Raw genomic sequence first — 19,303 nt, 5'->3', positions numbered from 1 at the left:
TCCTTTTGCAGTATATTTTTAAAGAATATACCAAATAAAACAATAAGTTACTAGATTTATTTTTACTTTAGCAGGATAATAACCACTATCAAGGCATATATTTATTAACTTCCTAGAAGACTATATACCTTTATAGTGAAGGCCGTTAAGGAATAAATGCCTATAACAAAAGCGCTTGGGATAATCCCAAGCGCTTCATATTATTACAGATTTTCACCATTTGTTGCAATTACATCTTTATACCAGAAGAAGGATTTCTTCTTGCTGCGGTCAAATGTACCGCTTCCGTCATCATGTTTATCTACATAGATATAACCATAACGCTTAGACATTTCTCCTGAAGATGCACTTACTAAGTCAATACAGCCCCATGAAGTATAACCCATTAACTCAACACCGTCTTCGATAGCTTCACCCATCGCTCTAATATGTTCACGAAGGTAATCAATGCGGTAATCATCGTTAATAGAACCATCTTCTTCTACTTTATCGTATGCGCCTAGACCATTTTCTACAACGAACAATGGTACTTGGTAGCGGTCATACAGATTGTTTAAAGAGATGCGAAGTCCAGTCGGGTCAATTTCCCAACCCCATTCACTTGCATTCAAGAATGGGTTTTTAATTCCGCCGATAAGGTTACCTTGTGATTTTTCCTCATCTGTTTTAACCTTTTTCTCTGTACGAGACATATAATAGCTTAAGCTGATGAAATCAACTGGATATTGCTTTAACAATTCCAAGTCGCCATCTTCAATCTTCAGATTAACGTTATTTTCTTTAAAGTAGCGCTTAGCAAAAGTTGGATATGCTCCTCTTACTTGAACATCACCACACAGATAGTTAAACACTTGCTCCTCTTTAATAGCATGAAGCACATTTTCAGGGTTGCTATCATACGCATAAACTGGTGCGTAAATTAACATACAGCCGATTTGTGCATCAGGAATAATTTCATGTCCTGCTTTAACTGCTAAGCTGCTAGCAACAAATTGGTGATGCAAACCTTGGAAGCTGTCTTGCAGCTTTGTTTCCTCGTTTTCAGGAGAGAAGCCTAGTCCTAAAATAGGCATATGTGTTGCACCATTGATTTCATTGAATGTTAACCAGTATTTTACTTTGTCTTTATAGCGGTTAAATAACACTGTTGCATAACGCTCAAAGAATGTAACTAGTTCACGGCTTCTCCAGCCACCGTATTCTTTAATTAAGTGAAGCGGTGTTTCATAGTGAGAAATAGTAACAACTGGCTCAATACCATATTTAGCTAGTTCATCAAAAACTTTGTCATAAAATGCTAGGCCTTCTTCATTCGGCTCTAGTTCGTCGCCATTTGGGAAGATACGAGACCAAGCAATACTCATGCGGTATGCTTTAAAGCCCATTTCAGCAAATAGTGCAATATCTTCTTTGTAACGATGATAGAAGTCAATTCCATCATGGTTTGGATATACATATTTTGATTTATCGATTTCAAAATCAAAGCCAGTTTGAGCGATAACTTTTAGACGGACTTTTCCACCTGGCAATACATCTGCTAGGTTTAGACCTTTACCGCCTTCATTATATCCACCTTCTAATTGGTTGGCAGCAGTAGCTCCGCCCCATAAAAAGTTTTCTGGAAAGTTAAGTTTTGACATGAGTGACTTCCTCCTATTTTAACTAATATCTAGTAATAGATTTTGTAATATCTAACCTAATGATACTATTATCAGCTGAAAAAAACTGGTCTGAAAGAGACTAGTTTTGTAATTTGCATTTTTATCAAAAGTAAATATAGTAAAGACTATGTAAGAAAGTTTAACTTAGTAAAAGACGAGCTAATTAGTTATTCAACTGGCTTCTGTTACTATTCCCATACTTCTGAGTTCCTACCATATTAAATAAAAAAAGGGCCATTTCTTATAAGCCCTTGTGCGTTATATTTTAAGAATTACATTTTTAAAAGTCCTCATTCACTAAATCACCAACAACTGCCATAGCGGCTTTGCTTCCCTCTGCTGCTGCAACAATCAATTGAGCTGGCGCAATAACAGCATTATCTCCGCATGCGTACACTCCTGCAATATTCGTTCGGCCAGAATTGTCTGTTTCGATTCCGCCCATATTGTTCAAACTGCATCCTAATACTTGTGCTAACGGTGATGCCTGTTGCAAACCTGCTGTTACAAAGCCTCCAGCTCTTGCAATTTCTCTCCCGCTTTTCAATATAATATGGCGAAGCTGCCCTTTATCTCCTTCTAAGTATTCTATCTCTTCTTCAATTAATTCTATATTGTTATTAGCTAATAACTGCTTTTGCTCGTTTGTAAAAACAGCTTTTCCGTTTGTACAAACAACAACATCTTTGCTCCAATTGTATATCATCTTTGTTATATGAAAAGCGCGCTCATTTTCTGATATCACAACTAAAGGGCGGTCTTTCAATTCCCAGCCATCACAAAATGGACAGCTGAATATGCTTGTTCCATAGTAATCATGTATACCTTTAATGTTTGGCAATATATCTTTAAGTCCTGTTGCCAGAATTATCTTACGCGATTGATAGGTTAGGCCGTCACTTGTTAGAATAACAAAATGATCATTTTCTGTTTTTATATCGTATACCCTTTGATTTTTTATGGTTATTTCCGGGTATGCCTTTAAATCTTCCAAAGCAATCTGTTTAAATTCTGAAGGTTTTATCTTATCTCTAGTAATAAAACCGTGAGATTCATGTGTAACAGCATTTCTTGGTTTGTTTTCATCAAATAAAATGATCTTCTTTTTCGCTCTTCCTAATACAAGTGCGGCATTTAATCCTGCTGGTCCTCCGCCGACTACTACACAATCTAGTAACATAATCCAGTTCCTCCTATTAAATATATTAAAGACTCTTAATATCTGTAATTACACGAAAAAAATTACTTTAAGTCTGTAACTACTGTTTTTCCTTTTTTTGTTTTTTCTAATTTTGCAGCAATATCAATGATGTACTTATTTGCCAGCTCATCAGCCATATTTCTTTCTGCTTCCATCATGACATTTTCAATTAAACATACACCATTTTTAGCATCCTCATGCTCCCGCGAACAGCTGAACAATGATGTTTTCCCTTCAATTGCCTGAATTACATCTAAAAAAGAAATTTCACGTGAATGTTTCACAATACTATAGCCGCCATTCACTCCCGGAGTTGATTCAATTAGGCCAGCTTTCACTAATTTAGTTAATATCTTTGACAAATATGTCGGGGAAAGATCTTGGATTTTAGCTAATTGCTCTACTCCAACTAACTTTCCTTTCGGCATTAATGATAGATATACCATTGTATGCAAAGCGTAGTTAGTAGCTTTTGAATATTTCATAAAAATCCCCTTTAAGCATATTAAAGACCTTTGATGTCTATTATTAATAGTAAACTAAAAAAGGATATATAACAAGTTATTTCACTTTATCAATATTTATTCCTAAAAAAGGCCAAAACTACAATACTATCACTTGCTGTTCTTAAACAAAAAAAGCGAGGCCCTTTATAGTTTAGGCTTCGCTTTTTACGTAAAATTATCTCTTTTCTGGACTTCCTTCTGCTTCGGCGATATCATTGGCGAGATCAGCGCGATCTAAATCGGCTTTAAAAAACTCTTCTGTCTGAGGCAGTCTTAAGTTCATTATTTGTTTTTTACAAATACGAATTGTGACGTTCTCTATCGTAAAATTGAAAACATGGCCGCCGCTTTTTCTGTCTTTATCAATAAAATGTAAATGGTAGCCAGCAACTGCTATACCATTTGCATATTGTGGTGTGCGGAATCCAGCAATCGTACCTTCTATATGCTCTAAATTAAAAATTGGCTGTGTTTGAACTGCCTCAATCATTGGTACATATGGTTTGCTTTGAGTTTCTACTGTTCTAGTTTGGACCTTTTTAAACGCACCGTCCATCCTAATAGCATAAAATACGTTTTTACTAGGAAGAATTTCGTCTAATTCTTCTCCTAATTGCTCTAATGTCAGGGGCCGATCCACACGATGAACGATTTCCGTTTCAAAGAATGTCAGGGAACAAAATGGCGATTTGTCGTTTTCTTTCACAGGTGTTGCTGTTCCATCTGAGCGGAGCCTGTAAAACTCTCCGTCAAACCCAATTAATTCTCCGTCTAATTTATTAAAAGTGCCAATCCCGAAATCTCCGTGTTCAGGTATTTCTCCTAAACTGAAGTCTCCGTCGTAAACGCCATCCAGAAGTGCAGTCATGGTGGATACTTGATAAACTTCCTGCTTTTGATCTTGTTCGTCTTTTATTATGTCAGCATGTATTGATTTAACCATCTCCATGCATAATCACCTCTATTCTTTAAAATTCACTTATAAACGGGATGTGGCATATTAGATGGAAGAATGCCACAGTTCTTTTTCCATCATTTGTTGTTTAAAATAATCCGGCCATTTTTGGTTAGCCAAATCCATATTCTCACTGTAGTCGATTGGAATATCAATAATCACAGGTCCTTCTTGCTTTAAGCCCTCTTCTATTACTCTTGCAAGCTCTTTAGGAGAGTTTACCCTAAGTCCTGTTGCTCCAAAACTTTCAGCATATTTAATGATGTCAACTTGCCCGAAATCGACACATGAATTGCGGTTATACTTCATTTTTTGCTGGAATGAAACCATATCATATGAGCTGTCATTCCAAACTAAATGCACAATGTTTGCCTTTACTCTGACTGCTGTTTCAAGCTCCATGCTTGAAAAGAGGAAACCTCCGTCTCCAGAAACGGAAACGACCTTTTCATCTGGATTTATAATGCTGGCCGCAATAGCCCATGGCAGGGCAACACCAAGTGTCTGCATACCATTGCTAATCAGCAGTTTATTAGGCTGATATGTTCGAAAATGACGAGACATCCAAATCCCATGAGACCCAATATCACATGTTACAGTTACATCATCTGCAATCTGCCTTCTTAACTCATGAATTACATTCAGAGGATGAGACAATCCGTTTTCTTCTACCGTTCGTGGGGCTTCCATTTCCGTGTGAAGCTCTTTTAGTCGAGAAAGAAAGTGTTTATTTTCTTCATTTAATCTAATTTGGGCAGAAAACATTTCCATTTTATCTGCAGTTGCCGGGATGTCACCAATCAATTCATGAACAGGCTGATAATAATGGTCTGCGTCTGCTTGAATCTCATCGATATGAATAATAGGAGACTTCTTTTTATTCCAAAACTTCGGATCAAATTCGATAGGATCATAGCCGATAGAAAGAATTACATCTGCCTGCTCAATCAAAAGATCACCTGGTTGATTAGGAAAAAGACCGATTCGTCCATAATATTGATGCTCTAGCTCTCTTGAAAGAACGCCAGCTCCTTGATATGTTTCAACAAAAGGTATTTGGAGTGTTTGCAATAAGTTCCGGATAGCTTTGACAGCTGCCGGTCTACTTCCTTTCATTCCTACTATGGCAATAGGAAATTTTGCAGTTTGGATGTTTGTAACAGCTGCTCGAATGCTGCTTTCACAAGCAGGGCCGAGTGCTGGCACAAACAGCGGTGCTAAAGCTTCAACTGAAGTTTCTTCTGTGACGACATCTTGAGGAAAGCTGATAAATGCAGCACCAGCCTGGCCTGATTGAGCTGCCCGAAATGCATTAGTCAGTGCTTCTGGTATGTTTTTAACATCTTGTACTTCCACACTGTATTTGGTAACGGGTTTAAACAAAGCTGCGTTATCTAGCGATTGGTGCGTACGTTTTAATCGATCCGTTCTAATGACATTACCAGCTATCGCAACAACTGGATCTCCTTCTGTATTAGCTGTCAACAAACCTGTAACAAGATTGGAAGCCCCAGGACCTGAAGTAACCAAGCATACTCCTGGAGTCCCTGTCAGCCTGCCTACGGCCGCTGCCATAAATGCTGCATTTTGTTCGTGTCTGCATAGAATTAATTCTGGGCCTCTGTCTTTAAGCACATCAAACACTGCATCTATCTTTGCACCAGGTATAGCAAATACATGTGTGACACCTTGAGCAATCAATGTATCAACAATCAGCTCAGCTCCACGTCTTGTAATGTTTGTTCCTTCGTGAGAATCCATTCTTTGTTCACTCCTTAAAAATTGAAATTCTTTCTATAAGTTGGAATTTCATGATATGATTTACTATACATTTCACATGATATTTTTTCCAATATCCATTTAATGTGTTATTGATATGTTTTACGAATGAATTAGTAAGGTGGGAATATATAATGGAGCTTAGACACTTGCAGTATTTTCAAACAGTGGCCGAGGAGCTTCATTTCGGAAGGGCGGCTGCCAGACTGAATATGACACAGCCCCCTCTTAGCCAGCAAATAAAACAGCTGGAGGAAGAATTGGGTTTCCCCCTGTTCCATCGCTCCAGTCGAGCTGTGGAGTTAACAACTGCCGGAGATGTGTTTTTAGGGCAAATTCGGTCTATCTTAAGTCAATTAGACAGAGCAGTTGATACAGCACGCCATACAGCCAGAGGCGAACTTGGAAAAATCATTATCGGCTTTGTCGGTACCGCTACATACGAAATTTTGCCGCCAGCTATTAAGGAATTTAGGACTATTTTCCCGTCAATTGATATTGAATTGCGGCAATTATCAGCGCCAAATCAGCTGAATGCGTTATTGAACGGTGATATTGATATCGGCTTTTCCCATCCTCCTGTAGCAAGCTGTGAGCTTATCAGCAGAAGCTTGAAAAAAAGTGAATGTGTGATTGCTATACCTAAAAATCATCGTTTAGCTGATAAACAAGCTGTTGCGATAACAGACATGATGAATGAACCGATTATCTCCTTATCGAAGGAGGCGTGGCCTTCCCTCTACGAGGACTTTATCCAACTATGCAATAAGCATGGATTTCAGCCGAATATTGTTCAAGAGTCCACTGAATACCAAATGGTAATTGGTTTAGTCACCGCTGGTATTGGCATTGCCGTTGTGCCTGACTCTGCTAAAAAGCTGTTTAATCTAGATGTGCTTTATAAAAAACTGGATCAGGAAGAACTAATAGCTGAATGGATTATTTCTTACCGGCGAGAAAATCATAACCCAGCTCTTTTTCACTTAGTTCACCATGTATTACAGCGCACGAGCTTATTTTAGCTCCTCTAAACCTTCTTCTAAACTATTAAAAAAGCTGCCCATCGGCAGCTGACAAAAGCTAAAAATGATAACGCTCTCTAACCATCTATCTTTTACATTTTACTCCCATTGTTAACATCGCTTGCTTTTATCGTTCGATGAATACGCTTTAAAAATTCTCTAATAATACGGGATAACCCATTGTTGGCATTATAAAAATAGCCAAAGGAATATGTTTTGTAATGAGGTTCTGCAAAGTTAATGACCACATATTTATCACTTCTTGATAGTCCCGCATCTGTTTGAAAGGCATAATCAAATCCTATATTTATGGCAGTATTATTTTCAAGCGTATGACGGATGGTATCCACATTATTTGTTGTGAACAGGATATCGTAGGGGAGCGAGCTAAAACTCTTCATAAATTCCTGAATATATATATCATTGTAAAGAACGATAGGCTGGTTAATTAACATTTCTTGTTTAATGAGTTTGTTACGGGCCAATGGGGAGTCCTTATTAACCGCTACCACCATGTGTCCATCCAGCAGCTTCTTAAATACGAGATTCTTATACTTTTTTTCCTCTTTTTCGGTATAAGTTATAAAACCAACATCCACTTCCCCTTCTAGCACTTTCTCAATAATATACTCCGTGCTATTTTCATAGATAGATGCCTTAATACTCGGATATTCACATTTTATGTCAGAAATTAAACCAACGAGCATTTCCATCGGTCCAGGATATGTTGCAATCTTGATTTCACCATTCATTGTATTCGTGTAAGCTTCGGCCTCATCCATAAACTCCTGTAATTTCTGCAAAACTGAATTTGCCTTTTCCACAAGCTTTTGTCCCTCATCAGTCGGAACAGATCCTCTTCTGGAGCGATGAAAAAGCATAATATTTAATTCTTTTTCAAGATTTTTAATAGATTGACTCAACGCAGGCAGTGTTACATGCAGATTATCAGCCGCCACCTTTAGCGAGCCTGTCCGTGCTATTTCTACCATGTACTTCAGTTGTTCAATATTCATCAGTATCTATTCCTTTTAATCTCTTTAGTTAAGCAGCTCTTAACCATAGTTAATATTAACTAAATTTATCATAAGTGAAACTAGCTGTATACTAATATTTGTAAACAACATTACATAAGGAGCTGTTTTGAATGAAGGCATTGAGATGGCATAATCAAAGAGACATTCGTTTAGAGGAAATAGACGAACCAACAGTAAAACGTGGCCAAGTGAAAATGAAGGTTAAATGGTGCGGTATTTGTGGCAGTGATCTTCACGAGTATTTAGGCGGACCTATTTTTATTCCTGTTGATCAGCCTCATCCGTTAACAAAAGAGGTTGCTCCAGTAACATTAGGACACGAATTCTCTGGTGAAGTCGTGGAAATTGGCGAAGGAGTAACAAACTATCAAGTTGGCGACCGCGTTGTCGTAGAACCAATTTTCGCTACATATGGACACCAAGGGGCGTATAATCTTGATGAAAACATGGGCTTTTTAGGCCTTGCTGGAGGCGGCGGCGGTCTTAGTGAATATGTTGCTGTAGATGAAGAACTTTTATTTAAATTACCGGATGATTTGTCATATGAACAAGGTGCACTCGTTGAACCAGCAGCAGTAGCACTTTATGCTGTCCGTTCAAGCAGAGTGAAGGCCGGCGACAAAGTGGCAGTTTTCGGATGCGGACCAATCGGCTTACTTGTTATTGAAGCACTAAAAGCAGCAGGAGCTACCGATATATATGCTGTTGAGCTCTCTCCTGAAAGACAGGCAAAAGCAGAAGAGTTAGGAGCAATCATTATTGACCCGTCTAAAATTACAGATACTGTTGCAGAAATTGCCCGCTTAACAGACGGCGGTGTTGACGTGTCATTTGAAGTGACAGGTGTGCCAATTGTGCTTCGCCAAGCAATCCAATCTACCGGAATTGGCGGGGAAACTATCATTGTCAGCATATGGGAAAAAGGCGCCGAAATTCTGCCGAATGATATTGTTATTAAAGAGCGCACTGTTAAAGGTATTATCGGCTATCGCAATGTTTTTCCTGCAGTCCTGTCTTTAATGCAAAAAGGCTATTTTTCGGCTGAAAAGCTTGTGACGAAAAAGATTGCTTTAGACGATGTTATTGAAGAAGGATTTGAAAGCTTGATTAACGAAAAAAAGCAAGTGAAAATCTTAGTTAAATCAGAGCAATAATAAAAAAAGCAGGCTGTCTTTAACGACAGCCCTGCCCTGCACATTATACAGTTAACTCTAACAAGTTCCCTTCCGAATCTTCTATAACACTTTCATAATAGCCGTCACCAGTAACCCGAGGACCGTTTACGTGACGATAACCGTCATTTTTTAATCTGGCGGTCATATCATCCACTGCCTCCCTGCTTCCTAAAGAGATGGCAATATGAGCCCAGCCGAGTATTTCCTCGTTGCTCTTCTTATCAATACCTGCTTTGCGCATTATCTCTAATCTTGCACCTGAGTCAAATGAAAGAAAATAAGACTCGAATTCCTTTACTTTATTATGATACTTGCTTGATGACTTACCATTAAAATACTTTTCATAAAAAGCTTTCGTCGCTTCCAAATCATTGACCCAAATGGCCACATGCTCTATTCTCATTTCTGAATCACTCCGTTTTCTGTATCATAGTTCAATATATTTAATGATTCTTGCCGGATTTCCACCAACGACTGCATTGTCTGGAACATCCTTTGTAACAACCGCACCTGATGCAATAACAACATTATTCCCTACTGTCACTCCTGGATTAATAATCGCACTGCCGCCAATCCAAACATTGTTTCCAAATGTGATTGGTTTACCATATTCCTTGCCTGAATTTCTGTCTGTTGGATGGAGCGGATGTGTTGCTGTGTAGATTTGCACACCTGGAGCCAGCATGCAGTTGTCACCAAAACGGACTTCACACACATCAAGAATAGTGCAATCGAAATTGGCATAAAAGTTTTCTCCAACATAAGTGTTTCTTCCATAATCAAAACGGATATTAGGTTCCATATAAATGTTTTGTCCTGTTGCCCCAAGTAAGTCTTTTAATAATGCAGTCCGTTTTTCGCCCTCCGTTTCTATTGTTTGATTATATAGCCTTACCTTTTGTCTTGCTTCCTTACGCTCACTAGTTAGTACTGGATCTGCTGGATCATACATTTCTCCCGCAAGCATCTTTTCTTTTTCTGTTTTCATGACGAGTCCTACCTTTAATATGTTTTTATAAAGCAGTTTTTGTATTTCTTTTTAATAGTTGGTTCAATTTTTCAGAACATAACAGCATTGCCGCAGCAAAGATAATGATACAAATTGGAAAGATTCCAATTGTTAAAGAAGATGAAATAAACCCAACGAGCGGCGGCATGAAGGTTGTGCCAGTATAAGCTAATGCCATTTGGTAGCCCATGATCGTTTGTGAATGTCTCTTTCCAAAACGGGCAGGCGTTTCATGAAGCATACATGGGAAAATCGGTGCTAACCCTAAGCCTATAATGATAAAGCCTATTAGTGAAAACAGTGATGGCAGTGGTAACAATAATATAATTGCACCAAGCAAGGCAATTAATTGCCCTGAACGTATTAATGTTCGATTAGTCAATTTGAAGGTGATAAACCCTGTTAAAAACCTGCCCACAGTAATTCCTGCATAATATAAGGAAACCCATTGTGCGGCAGATGCGGCACTTAGTCCTTTCACGTTTACGAGAAAACTACTGCCCCATAGCCCTAATGTTGCTTCCACTCCACAATAAAACAAGAACGTCGCCATAGCCAGTTTTACCCCTTTAACCTGTAAAGGCTTTAGCGCTTTTTCATCATCAACAGAAGCAGCTTCTAATAACTCTTCCTGTACAGATGTATTATGATTATTACCGACTCTTTTCCATAAAGGCAATGTGAACAAAAGAATGACTACTAATACAAATTGAATGGCAGAGATAACAAAATAGCCACTTCTCCACATATTTCCCTCTGAGATAAACTGAGCCATAATAATCGGGCCAAGAGTAGCCCCCACTCCCCAAAAGCAATGCAGCCAGCTCATATGATGGGCTTTATAATGAACAGCTACATAATCGTTCAAGCCTGTATCAACGGCCCCCGCTCCTAAACCAAGCGGGATAGCGCATACAATTAGCCAAACAACAGAGGGCGCAAAGCAAAATCCAAGCAAGGCAGCAGCTGTCATTAAAACACTGACAAATGTAACCTTGCCAGTTCCGAAACGTTTGAGCACCTTACCGCTGATTAAACTCGAGATAATTGTACCGCCCGCAATGACCATAAAAAGCAAACCGGCAGTCTCAAGCGGTGCGCCAAGGTCTAATTGCATGACCGGCCATGCTGCCCCAAGCAGCGAATCCGGCAAGCCTAAGCTGATAAATGCCAAGTAAATAATGATTAATAGAAATAATGCCATAGTTAACCTCGCTCATCATTATTTTAGTAATTTATTTGCCGCTTCAAGGACTTTTTAAAACCATTTAATAAGTCTCCAAAAACTTATTAAACAACTTTAATAAGTTATGAAAATACTATAACATATAAAATTAGCCAATTCAATTACGATTATTAAATCCTCATTTTATAGTTATTTATATTACTATTCTAGATGATTAAATTTAATGTCTATTTTTAAGCAATCAATTCATTATTGTTACCTATCTCATATTACTTTCATTATATCAGGGCTTTTTTAAAATATAGGATCCCTTTCTTTTCATATAAAAAAACAGCTGCAATCTGCAACTGAAATTTATTTTTAAATATACATTATTTTCTATTTCATGATAAGACGTTCATTTCTTAGTCCAGTTCTTTTTATTTCCGAATCAAAAATAATTTGGATCTTTGATTTTGCAAACCCCTCATCCCAATTATTCTTATATTTTTTAAAATGCTTGTAGTCTTGTTCTCTTAGCAGTTCTCCCAACCCAAATATGTCTGCATTAAAATCCTCTTTCATTTTTTCAATACTATCGGTTATTTCTTTTTCCATCAGAGTGTTAATTGCTTTTTCAAAGTCCTCAAAAGCATATGGCTTCTTAATATTAGTTAGGCATTGCGTCCCTAGGAGAAATCCCTCTGTTTTAACTTTTATTGTAAAGGTTGGTACCCCTTCCTTTTCTGCTGCAGTTACTTTTGTCAGCGAATTTGTAACACGATAGCCTATTTTTTTATCATCTTTCCCACACACAGCTGAAATAACGGTACTTTTAATATTATTTTGGACAAACAGCATATTTCTAACATCGTAGAAAGAGATATAACCAAGCAATTTACCACCTTTTACAATACCGAGAGAATCAACGTCTACTTTACTTTCAGGAGTTACACTTTTCATATTTTCAATATTGCCGCCTTTTTTCGGGTCTCCTCTAACCTTCATCGCTACAAGTACAGGCGTTTGTCCGTCAGAATTATAAATTCGAATAAAATCATTCAGCTTTAATTCAGGCACCCCTCCCCAGTCTTTATACATGGATACGAGCTGTGTATAAACTTTTAAGGATGCACTTTTTTTGTACATGTTATTGACTTTTAATACATCGGCAGCATCGCCGCCTCTTGCGATAACTACTTCAAAATCATCGCGTATTTCCCGATTCCTATCCAAAAAATCCATAAATTCAAGCATGCCTTTTTCTGCTATTTCTTCACTAATCACTAACAGTCTCATATGGGAAAGTATAAAACTTTGTTCACTTGTAATATTAAATTTATGGGTAATCTCCGCAATCGTGTTACCTTCTAATGTCTGAACGTTTGCAGGAGCAAAGCCTTCCGCCGTACGAGGACTGACTTCTGAAGCTGCCGTAGTTTCAACAGTCAGTCTATATTTTTGATTATCACCCTTGTCCACCGCCATCCCTGTAACAATGGAAACATTCATCAATTCTTTCCGATCCCAACAACCGCTTAAAGATTAACTAAAACAATCAATATTATTAATTTTGTGATTTTCAAAAAATCCCCTTCTTTAATCAGCGGCATTTTCGCTAGGAGTGAGACACTTCCATTTATTATGCTTTTATTTTGAATTTTTATCCGATACCACCAATTTACTTGCTATTAACAAATTAAAAAAGTGAACAAGGAAGCTGGACGGAGCTCCCTATATTTTGCTATTTCCAGTTTAGTTAATTTCTGTCGGCTGACACTGGCGGCTGTTCTAACCACTCATGATCAATCATGATATTTGAACCGTCTTCAGAGAGCTTCAACACTTCCCCAATTAAACGCAGATAATCCGCAACTAAATCGCTTCTCTGACTTTCAGAAATAGATATTCCATAGTTGCCAATCCCAGCATAAACCATCAAACTAAAGTGGAACATCATGAGTTTATCCGAAAAAGGTGCTTCCATTGATTCTGTTATTTCGTGAACAGCAGACATGGGAGTCGGCAGTGAAGCCATTTCTAAATAACTGTCTAATACCTTCACATGCTTGATAGCAATTTCTTTCCCTCTTAAAAAATATTTACGAACCTTTTCATTTTTTGTAACTTGGCTAAAAGCCATCGCTAAGCATATTCCTGTATGATTTGTTTGGACATTAGCAAACAGATTGGTTACCTCGGTGCCAGATAGTACCCTCCTTCTGCCAAAACCTTCTAAAATAAAGGCTTGCTTATGTACGAACTCTAATTTTTCGGGATATGGAATAACAGGTGGACGAACTGCTATTCCTTTTTCTAATAACAGGCTAGTTATTTTATTATCAATTTCAATTGTCTCAGTTAGGCAAGCGGTAAAAAAAGTACGTATATCTTGACGGTAAGTGTTCTGCAATACTCTTCCATGTGTAGCTAGCCCGCCTTTAGACATATTTCTAAGATAAACTAAGTAAAAAGTATCTGAAAACAAGCGCTTAACATTTAAATTGACATCTTCCTCAGTAAATCCTTGGGGTATTTGAATTTTTTCCATTGAATATATCTGTCTAATAAATTCAACATGTTCTTCTGAGAGCTTCTTTGCATGAATAATAATTGATTTAATATCTTCATCTTCGATATGTTTAAGAAAATACTTAAAAACACAAATAGACATACTATCTGCAAGGAAGGTAGCCCATAAGTAGGACAATTCTGCAGCAGTTAATTTAATTCGGTCGTGATTTACTTCCATTTTACTCCTCCATCTTTATCCTTACTATTGGCCTTAATATTGTTCCCTTACTTTCCCTAAAAATATGTCCAAAAGTTAAAGTAAGCTGATTGTTTTGGATTTTTGACCAACGAATCTACATATAACAACTACTAATAGTCTGTAATAATTTATTCATTAATATTAAGTCGAATTTCCTCCAGCTCCTCTTGTATTTGCCCAATAAGGGAGATGACAGAACCTGCAGCTTGTATCCAGCTGCCAGCAACCCCTGTTTTACCTTGGTTTAAGTTATTTGTGTTTAACGCTTGCACACCACCTACAGCTTGTAACGAATTGCCGATTCCTTGCAGCAGATTACCGATAATATTCTCTGCCCTGCCCATTTCTGTTGAATCAAAGAATTCATCGGCAAGACCCACAAAGCTCCCTAAAGCTTGAAGCCAGTTACCAGTAATAATAAGTCTTTGCTCCGTTTCTGTATTAGAAGTTCCATAAAGGATCAGACCAGTAATGACTGTCGAATTACCAACAGCCTGGATTTCGTCCCCGATCTTTTCTAACGATACGGTTCCTTGACCATAAGCAGATAATGCACTCCCAGAAGCCTGCAGCACATTACCCACTAAGCGGAGTTCATAGTTTTGATTTTTGCTCAAATGAAAATCAGGAGTGCTCCCAATCGCAGCTTGGATCGTACCAATTGTAGAAAGAAGGGAACCAGTTATTTCTTTCCAATGACCGTTCATATAACACCATTCCAAATAAAGTAATTGATGTATCTTATTCGTCAGGCAGCTGTTTGGTTAGTGGAGTGATTCTAGTTAACGAGTGCAGAGCTTCGGACGTCCGTATTAGCAATATTGTTTATCCTTTTCATGTATGGGCCATAATGATTTTATAAACTAATTAGGAGGGATTTAAAAATATGAACAATCCTACTTTGAAAATAGCAATCGAAATAGATGACAAACAAAAGGAATATTTAGAAGTAATAAAAAATCAAATTAAAGAAAGACTGGTTGATTCTAATCAAGGCTATTTCAGCATAATTGATGAATCGAATGAAAATATATCTATAGCTTTTTCTCCTAATACTTATTCCATCCAAATGAATATGCTAGCATTAGAAAAATAATTTTGTGGCATCCAATAAAGTCTTCACATTACTGTGAAGGCTTTATTACCATATCGAGCTTATTTCATAGGCTCATTAAGAAGAGAGGGGAGCATTAAAAAAATTCATACAATCCATTTACATAAAAATCGTAAATATTTTTATCTATAATATTATCTCCATATCCTTTAAAAAATAGTTCTTTATCTACTCTTTCATCAAAAATATTGGTTCTTGGCTGTACAGCTAAGGCTGCATCATATCTTGGATCGCCAAAATCCCCGCGTCCCCAATCAATGACACCAGTTATTTCGCCAGCAGACACTAATACATTATCAATCGTAAAATCTCCATGAATGAGCGTTGATACATAGCTTGTAGGTTTCGTTTTCTTCATTTTTTCTAATAACTCCTTACTTCCATCCACCTGATAATTTTCTAGGAAGAAATCCGCCTCCTCTAGCATGCGGCTTAGCCAATGCGTGTTCCTTAGTTCACCAGGACATGGAGTGGCATGAATCTGAGCTAAAATTGCGCCAAAATTAACCAATATTTTTAGCCTCTGCTCCTTATTTTCTTCTTTCGATAAAGCCGCTCTCACTGTTTCTCCCTCTATAAATTCAAGAAGAGCCCAGCATTCATTTAGCTTGGCTTGTTTTACATACTTTATCACTTTTGGAACAGGTAATGTTGTCTGATTACTTAAGCAGTTTAAAACAACTATTTCTTTGTCCAGCCATGAGCAATATAGGTCACCCTTTGCCCTTTTTAGCGCATAAGTTCCTTGTGTACTTTCAATTATTCCAACATCTGAGGTGCATCCCTGCCGAGGAAACTTAATTGATTTAATATTTTTAAGATAATCTGTTATAGCAGCTGGAATTTCCGTAGTTTTGATAGGCTGCATTCAAATCCCCCCTTATTTATTATGAAATAATTCCCCATAATTTATGGCTGTTTACAAATTTCACTTTTACTATTGATTGCATACAAGCTACATGATATTTTAATATTTATAATTATTCGAACCTTTAGGAGGCTAATAGTAATGAAATGTTATTTTGTCGATGCTTTTGCTGAAAAAGTATTTGAAGGAAATCCAGCTGCTGTGTGTATTTTAGAGAAATGGCCTTCTGATAATCTCATGCAGTTAATTGCCAAAGAAAATAATTTATCAGAAACTGCTTTTGCTGTAAAAACCGGTGATAAATATCATTTAAGATGGTTCACACCAGGAGGAGAAATTGATTTGTGCGGCCATGCTACCCTTGCGACAGCTTTCGTTTTAGCCAATTTTTATACGAAAGAAGCAAAACAATGGATATTCCAAACACTAAGCGGTGATTTAACTGTATTAAAAAAAGGAGAATTATTTGAAATGGATTTTCCAAGCAGGATGCCAGCTAAAATAGACATCTCTAATAATATAATAAACGCACTAGGCGTTACTCCTGTTGCAGCCTATTTAGCGAGAGATCTTATGTTAGTTTTGGAAGATGAAAATAATGTGCTTCAAGCAACTCCTAATTTCACTGCACTGAAGGAAATAGAAGACGGAGTCGGTGTCATCTTAACAGCTAAAAGCAATCAGTTTGATTTTGTCTCAAGAGCTTTTTTCCCGAAATTAAATGTTAACGAAGATCCTGTGTGCGGCTCTGCACATTGCCAGCTTATTCCCTACTGGTCAGAAAAATTAAACAAAACAGAAATGGTAGCAAGACATCTATCTGAGCGGGGCGGAACTTTATATTGCAAGCTGGATGGTGAGAGAGTCAGAATCAGCGGCTATGCTGTACTCTATTCTGTTGCAGAATTGCAATTAGAAGCAGACTATTAACAGGGGTGATATTCTATCCCAGCATGCATAGTTAGCACTGTACTGAAAGTTATATATTTATTCCCAAAAAAATGGAAGCAATATAAGCTGTAACTCAAATAACCAATGGACAATCTAATAGCTGATTGTTTTTTGGTTTTTTAAAAGAATTGTTGCTTTAATTACTTCGTGCCTCAATCGTATTAACTCCTTTTCCAAAAAAGAATATTAATTTGGTTTGCTAAAAACACGGCTAACTTTTCTGTATACTTCCTATTCATCTACAATGGTTACCCAATAAGCTTCACCACCGCCAGGAGCAGAAGCTTCAACTATCCCACTATAGTAAATTTTCACTTCTTGACCTTGAGATAGATTTTTTATTACTTTATCAGGAATATAGGCTGGCATATCAAAAACAATCCCTTGGTATTCATACATCTTCCTTAATTCTCTTTTCGTTTTATTTGTGGTGTCATCAGGGGAATATTCCTTAACCCATATGGAAGGGTGCCTATCTTGCTGATTATTTTGCTGAACTTCTAAAACGGTACCATGATAAATCGGGGTGACAGTGAAAAATAGCAAAACACCTATTGCTATTAGTCCTAATATCGCTGCTGCAATGATAAAAAAAAGTTTTCTTCGTTTTTTCAAAGTCACAGCACCTCCACCATTTTAAACAGCGTCAATTCCAATTAATTAAAAACACGCCGCGGCAGTGTCTAAAACATGCCCTTTATGTAAATTCATCCAAGAGGATCTTCTCCAAACCTTTTCCATAGTATTGGAAATAAACCCTCTAAATCTTCTTCTTCCCAATCAAACTCTATTTCTTTTGCAGGCTGTAAGCCCTTCTGATCAAGTGCTTCTAGAAACTCATCATAAATATTATCATTCCATTCTGTATCACCTGTTTTAATGAGACTATAAGTATCTAAGCCAGCAGAAAGCAATTCTTCATTTTGAGGGAAACCTTCTTCGTCAAGATTATCTTCGCTGATATACTCTGCTAGAAACTCAGGGTCTTTCAATACTTTATTGAACACTTCCTCTCCTTGTCCAATCAGCCATCCTCGAAAATAATCAAAAGCATCGTCAGAACATCCGCCCATTAATACATATGCCGCTCCCCATAGGCGAGATTGATAACTGCTATTCATCAGTGATTGGAAATGACATTCAAAATCTATCACTTCCTCTATTTTTTTCTGAGCTAGTTCCTCAATTATCCATTCTGCTTGATCATCACCTGATTTAGACAATTCTATTAAGCTCCACAAGTCCTTCTGTTCCACTATAAAACCTCCATTATGTTTTATAAGTTTATGTTCGACATATTGTAAACGACTTCCTTCCACCATAAATTCAATATTGTTTAAGTTATTGTAAATAAAAAAAAGCGGACTCTTTTCATAAAGAACCAGCTTTATAATATAATAAACAAGTTACACATAATTAGGATAATCCTCTAAATACAATACCTCTATTTCTATTAAAGTTATAATGTAAATGTATGAACAAAGTAAGCCATAACCAACAATCCTCTTCATATGCTGACTCTACTTCAAAGCTATGCTTATCCTCACTGTGATGCTGATATTTTGCCACAAACGATTTGTCCTTTAAAATCTCAAATGTTAAGCCATCATCATCAAAAAATAGTTGATAAATCTCATCATTAAAGGGAAATTCGTAGAAATATTTTACGGTTTCATTGTGATATGTGAGTGTAATGGTTTGGCTGCTTCCAGCCTTTTTATAATCCACTTCTCTATTTAATACACGATTAGCTGCTGATGACATGCTTGTATCGCATGTCGCTTTTATTTTTATTGTCTCCGAAGCATTTTGAATTGTGATATGGTTTTGTCTGACAAAAACCTCTTTTTGGCCAAGAATACTTCTTTTTGCTAATTTTTTAGTTGTCCCCTCTGTTTCTAATCTAATAGTACCTATTACATTTCCGTTGCCATCTTGCATATTTACAATCGTATCAAAAGAGGAAAGCGCTTTATATTGCCAAGGAATTACTTTTATCATATTAAAACCCCCGAATAAGTATTACCTATATATACGGAAACGTATGAAAATGGTTTCATTAAATCTATTGAAACAGCCCAAAACCC

Annotated in this window: 19 protein-coding genes and 1 pseudogene; 4 read left to right on the top strand and 16 right to left on the bottom strand. The window is 37.1% G+C overall.

Features of this window, described 5'->3' with window-relative positions:
• Nucleotides 1-203 precede the first annotated feature (203 nt).
• The 5 genes from L8T27_RS19915 to alsS form a co-directional block, all read right to left on the bottom strand.
• Entirely contained in the window at nt 204-1,640 is a 1,437-nt protein-coding gene (locus L8T27_RS19915; RefSeq protein WP_233315428.1) for a glycoside hydrolase family 1 protein, read from the bottom strand.
• 301 nt (nt 1,641-1,941) lie between these two features.
• Entirely contained in the window at nt 1,942-2,841 is a 900-nt protein-coding gene (locus L8T27_RS19910) for an NAD(P)/FAD-dependent oxidoreductase (protein WP_233315429.1), read from the bottom strand.
• Nucleotides 2,842-2,903: 62 nt separating this feature from the next.
• Nucleotides 2,904-3,347 carry an Rrf2 family transcriptional regulator gene (locus tag L8T27_RS19905; RefSeq protein WP_237942528.1) on the bottom strand — a complete coding sequence of 148 codons (444 nt, stop codon included), beginning with the start codon at nt 3,345-3,347 and terminating at the stop codon, nt 2,904-2,906.
• Between the two features lie 196 nt (nt 3,348-3,543).
• Nucleotides 3,544-4,317 carry an acetolactate decarboxylase gene (gene budA, locus L8T27_RS19900; protein WP_481858865.1) on the bottom strand — a complete coding sequence of 258 codons (774 nt, stop codon included), beginning with the start codon at nt 4,315-4,317 and terminating at the stop codon, nt 3,544-3,546.
• A gap of 51 nt (nt 4,318-4,368) precedes the next feature.
• On the bottom strand, nt 4,369-6,084 hold the full coding sequence (gene alsS / locus L8T27_RS19895) for an acetolactate synthase AlsS (protein ID WP_237942526.1): 1,716 nt from the start codon (nt 6,082-6,084) through the stop codon (nt 4,369-4,371).
• Between the two features lie 152 nt (nt 6,085-6,236).
• Between alsS and alsR the strand changes: the two genes are divergently transcribed.
• Nucleotides 6,237-7,124, top strand: coding sequence for an acetoin biosynthesis transcriptional regulator AlsR (gene alsR, locus L8T27_RS19890; RefSeq protein ID WP_237942524.1), 888 nt, complete (start codon nt 6,237-6,239; stop codon nt 7,122-7,124).
• 92 nt (nt 7,125-7,216) lie between these two features.
• Here the strand turns inward: alsR and L8T27_RS19885 are convergent, their stop codons facing one another.
• Complete coding sequence (locus L8T27_RS19885; RefSeq protein WP_237942521.1) at nt 7,217-8,140, bottom strand: LysR family transcriptional regulator; 924 nt, start codon at nt 8,138-8,140, stop codon at nt 7,217-7,219.
• Between the two features lie 131 nt (nt 8,141-8,271).
• On the opposite strand from L8T27_RS19885, the gene L8T27_RS19880 reads away from it, so the two are divergent.
• Complete coding sequence (locus L8T27_RS19880) at nt 8,272-9,315, top strand: 2,3-butanediol dehydrogenase (RefSeq protein WP_233315434.1); 1,044 nt, start codon at nt 8,272-8,274, stop codon at nt 9,313-9,315.
• Nucleotides 9,316-9,358: 43 nt separating this feature from the next.
• On the opposite strand, the gene L8T27_RS19875 is transcribed toward L8T27_RS19880, so the two are convergent.
• From L8T27_RS19875 to L8T27_RS19850, 6 genes and pseudogenes are all read right to left on the bottom strand, one after another.
• Nucleotides 9,359-9,739 carry a VOC family protein gene (locus L8T27_RS19875; RefSeq protein WP_237942519.1) on the bottom strand — a complete coding sequence of 127 codons (381 nt, stop codon included), beginning with the start codon at nt 9,737-9,739 and terminating at the stop codon, nt 9,359-9,361.
• Between the two features lie 24 nt (nt 9,740-9,763).
• Entirely contained in the window at nt 9,764-10,324 is a 561-nt protein-coding gene (locus L8T27_RS19870; protein ID WP_237942517.1) for a maltose acetyltransferase domain-containing protein, read from the bottom strand.
• 25 nt (nt 10,325-10,349) lie between these two features.
• Nucleotides 10,350-11,549 (bottom strand): MFS transporter, encoded by a 1,200-nt coding sequence (locus L8T27_RS19865; protein ID WP_237942515.1) that lies wholly within the window; start codon nt 11,547-11,549, stop codon nt 10,350-10,352.
• Nucleotides 11,550-11,909: 360 nt separating this feature from the next.
• Nucleotides 11,910-13,040: pseudogene (locus tag L8T27_RS19860) on the bottom strand (Ger(x)C family spore germination protein); the annotation flags it as partial.
• Nucleotides 13,041-13,269: 229 nt separating this feature from the next.
• Entirely contained in the window at nt 13,270-14,262 is a 993-nt protein-coding gene (locus tag L8T27_RS19855; RefSeq protein WP_237942511.1) for a DUF3231 family protein, read from the bottom strand.
• Nucleotides 14,263-14,411: 149 nt separating this feature from the next.
• Nucleotides 14,412-14,990, bottom strand: a complete 579-nt coding sequence (locus L8T27_RS19850; protein ID WP_237942508.1) for a DUF6944 family repetitive protein — start codon at nt 14,988-14,990, stop codon at nt 14,412-14,414.
• A 179-nt stretch (nt 14,991-15,169) separates the two neighbouring features.
• On the opposite strand from L8T27_RS19850, the gene L8T27_RS19845 reads away from it, so the two are divergent.
• Nucleotides 15,170-15,379 (top strand): hypothetical protein, encoded by a 210-nt coding sequence (locus tag L8T27_RS19845; protein WP_237942506.1) that lies wholly within the window; start codon nt 15,170-15,172, stop codon nt 15,377-15,379.
• Between the two features lie 94 nt (nt 15,380-15,473).
• Here L8T27_RS19845 and L8T27_RS19840 read toward each other — a convergent pair whose 3' ends face one another.
• On the bottom strand, nt 15,474-16,265 hold the full coding sequence (locus L8T27_RS19840; RefSeq protein WP_237942504.1) for an aminoglycoside phosphotransferase family protein: 792 nt from the start codon (nt 16,263-16,265) through the stop codon (nt 15,474-15,476).
• Nucleotides 16,266-16,406: 141 nt separating this feature from the next.
• On the opposite strand from L8T27_RS19840, the gene L8T27_RS19835 reads away from it, so the two are divergent.
• On the top strand, nt 16,407-17,195 hold the full coding sequence (locus tag L8T27_RS19835; RefSeq protein WP_237942503.1) for a PhzF family phenazine biosynthesis protein: 789 nt from the start codon (nt 16,407-16,409) through the stop codon (nt 17,193-17,195).
• Nucleotides 17,196-17,447: 252 nt separating this feature from the next.
• Here the strand turns inward: L8T27_RS19835 and L8T27_RS19830 are convergent, their stop codons facing one another.
• The 3 genes from L8T27_RS19830 to L8T27_RS19820 form a co-directional block, all read right to left on the bottom strand.
• The gene (locus L8T27_RS19830) at nt 17,448-17,831 is read right to left on the bottom strand and encodes a DUF3221 domain-containing protein (RefSeq protein WP_237942500.1); all 384 of its coding nucleotides are present in this window, start codon (nt 17,829-17,831) and stop codon (nt 17,448-17,450) included.
• A gap of 92 nt (nt 17,832-17,923) precedes the next feature.
• Complete coding sequence (locus tag L8T27_RS19825; protein ID WP_237942498.1) at nt 17,924-18,472, bottom strand: DUF4240 domain-containing protein; 549 nt, start codon at nt 18,470-18,472, stop codon at nt 17,924-17,926.
• 160 nt (nt 18,473-18,632) lie between these two features.
• On the bottom strand, nt 18,633-19,217 hold the full coding sequence (locus L8T27_RS19820; protein WP_237942496.1) for a hypothetical protein: 585 nt from the start codon (nt 19,215-19,217) through the stop codon (nt 18,633-18,635).
• Nucleotides 19,218-19,303: the final 86 nt, after the last annotated feature.

The sequence above is a fragment of the Niallia sp. Man26 genome (assembly GCF_022049065.2).
Classification (GTDB): Bacteria; Bacillota; Bacilli; order Bacillales; family Cytobacillaceae; genus Niallia.
The sequence above is the reverse complement of the archived record's forward strand: the minus strand, read 5'-3'. Positions and strand labels throughout refer to the sequence as shown.